Raw genomic sequence first — 2,763 nt, forward strand, 5'->3', positions numbered from 1 at the left:
GGCGCGGGCCGGGCCGGCCGGCGCGGGCGGAGGCGGCCGGCGCTGCCCGGGCGGCGGAGTCTGCGCAGGCCGCGGAGGATTTTCGTGCGGGTCCGGGGCCGCCGCCGGGGGCCGGGGCCTTCGCGTTTCGGTCGTCCGGTCGTCGTGAGCGTCACGGCAGCGGCCCTTCAGTGGCTCTTCCTCAGCCGCCGCGCGATCAGCATGTTGGCCGCGGCGATCAGCAACAGGATCAGGAACATCGTCCAGGCGACGGCGGAGGCGCGCCCGAGGTGGAAGTTGAACCAGCCCTGTTCGTAGAGGTAGAGCCCGAGGGTCTGGAACTGGTGCGAGGCCCCGCCCTTCTGGCCGCCCGCCCCGCCGAAGAGCAGGGGCTCGCCGAAGAGCTGGGTGGCGCCGATCGTGGAGACGACGACGGTGAAGAGGATCGTGGGGCGCAGGGCGGGCACGGTCACGTAGCGGAACTGCTGCCGGCGGGTGGCGCCGTCCAGGGCGGCGGACTCGTACAGCTCGTCGGGCACGGCCTGCATGGCGGCCAGGTAGATCAGGGCGTTGTAGCCCGTCCACCGCCAGATCACGATCGAGGAGACGGCGATCTGGGAGCTCCAGGTGCCGTTCTGCCAGTCGACGGGGCCGATGCCGAGGGCGCCGAGGGCCCAGTTGACCATGCCGTAGTCGCGACCGTAGAGGAGGACGAAGACGAGGGTGGCGGCGGCGACGGAGGTGGCGTACGGGGTGAGGAGGGCGACGCGCCAGAAGGTGGCGGCGCGCAGCCGGTAGTGCAGGAGGTGGGCGAGCCAGAGCGCCATCAGCAGCTGGGGGACGGTGGACAGGACGCCGATGGTGAGCGTGTTGCGCAGGGCGTTCCAGAAGAACGCGTCGTCCAGCAGCCGGAGGTAGTTGTGCAGGCCGACCCACTCCATGTGGTCGGGTGAGGCCAGCTCCACCCGGTGCAGCGAGGCCCAGCCGGTGTAGACGAGGGGGAAGAGGCCGAAGGCGCCGAAGAAGAGGAAGAAGGGGGCGATGAAGGCGTAGGGGCTGTAGCGCACGTCCCAGCGGTAGAGGCGGCGGCGCCAGGGGCCCGGTGCGGCCCTTCCGCTCGTACGGGGCGGGCCGGGCAGGGGCGTCCCGGCGGCGGCCGGGGTGCGGGCCGTGGCCGTCATGCGTCCACCACGCTGTCGATCTCCTTCTGTGCCGCCTTCCAGCCGGCCGCGGGGGACTTGCCCTGCTGTTCGACCTGTGGGATGCCGACGTCGGTGAAGGCGGTGCCGATCTGCTGCTCCTTGGGGCCGATGACGAGGGTGGGGATGGCGCGGGCCGCGGCGGCGAAGATCCGGCCGGTGGGGGCGCCGCAGAAGTAGGGGTTGCGGGCGTCCCGGACGAGGGGCATGGCGTAGGAGGCGGGGGTGGAGGGGATGCTGGCCTGCCGGCCGAAGAGCTTGGCCTGCTGTTCGGGCGCGGTGAGCCAGGCGGCGAGGGCGGTGGCCGCGGCGCGGTGCCGGGCGGCCTTGGGGACGGTGATGAAGGAGCCGCCCCAGTTGGCGGGGCGGGGGGCGGCGGCCACGTCCCACTTGTCCTTGCCCTCGGCGCCGGCCTTCTCCTTGATGTAGCCGAGCATCCAGGGCGGGCAGGCGACGGAGGCGAAGCGGCCGTTGGCGTAGGCCTGGTCCCAGGGCTTCTCGAACTGCTTGAGGCGGGCGGTCAGACCGCCCTCGGCGGCCTGCATGGCCAGGTTCCAGGACTCCTTGACGGCGCGGCTGGTGCGGTAGACGGGCCGGCCCTCGTGGTCGTAGTAGCGCTCGGCGTGGGCGTGGACGGAGGCGTTGTAGATGCCGGCGGCCGAGTCGGTGAAGACGGTGCCGGCGGGGGCCCTGGCCATGTACCGCTTGCCGGTGTCGATGTACTTCTGCCAGTCGCCGGCCCAGAGGCGGCCGACGCTCTCGCGGTCGGTGGGCAGCCCCGCCTTGGCGAACAGGTCCTTGCGGTAGCAGACGGCGATGGGGCCGATGTCCGTGCCGAGGCCGATCGTGCGGCCGTCGCGCGTGGTGGCCTGGGCCCACTTCCAGGGCAGCCAGTCGCCGCGGCGGACGCCGCGGACGCGGGAGAGGTCGACGAAGCGGTCGGCCTGGGTGGTGACGATCTCGTTGATGTTGCCCGTCTCGACGGCCTGGATGTCGGCGAGGCCGCCGCCGGCCGCGAGGTGGGTGAGGAGCTGCGGGTAGTAGGCGTCGTTCCGCTCGATCACGCTCTCCTTGATCGTGATCTCGGGGTGCAGCCGCTCGTACTCGGCGTAGAGGCCCGCCTGCTTGTAACCGAAGACGCCGAAGGTGCCGACGGTGACCGTGGTGCTGCGGGCGGCGGTGCCGCCGGCGCCGTCCGGCCCGGTGCGGGCGTCATCGGCGCAGGCGGCGAAGAGGGCGGCGGCGAGCGTGGCGGCGATGCCGGCGGCGGCCTCGCGGCGCCACGAGGCGGTCCTCACGGCTGCGGGGCGAGCGCCTGGCCGGGGCGGCCGGGCCCGCCCGGCGCCGGGGCCGCCCCGGGCGCGGGACGCCCGAGGGGCGATTCCCCCACGGCACGCTCGCGGGACGGTCCCGTCGCGCTGTCAGGTGCCATCGCTCACGCCCTTCTCCGGGACACGGCTCGTGAAGGACGGAGCCGTGTCACACACCCTTTCCGGCATCCGATCATTCCCTCGGATGAGGCGATCGTCGCTCCGGCCACGCCCTCCTCACCCGTAGGAGGGAGCTCGTGCGGGGGCGCCCGGGC

Annotated in this window: 2 protein-coding genes; both read right to left on the reverse strand. The window is 73.3% G+C overall.

Annotated elements, in window-relative coordinates; genetic code table 11:
• Nucleotides 1-167: 167 nt before the first annotated feature.
• A complete protein-coding gene (locus ACSNOH_RS34315) occupies nt 168-1,160 on the reverse strand; it encodes a carbohydrate ABC transporter permease (RefSeq protein WP_436725364.1) in 993 nt (330 codons plus the stop codon).
• A complete protein-coding gene (locus tag ACSNOH_RS34320; protein WP_436725365.1) occupies nt 1,157-2,476 on the reverse strand; it encodes an ABC transporter substrate-binding protein in 1,320 nt (439 codons plus the stop codon). Before ACSNOH_RS34320 ends, ACSNOH_RS34315 begins: the two co-directional genes overlap by 4 nt.
• Nucleotides 2,477-2,763 lie beyond the last annotated feature (287 nt).

The sequence above is a fragment of the Streptomyces sp. URMC 127 genome, assembly GCF_051386535.1.
Taxonomy (GTDB): domain Bacteria; phylum Actinomycetota; class Actinomycetes; order Streptomycetales; family Streptomycetaceae; genus Streptomyces.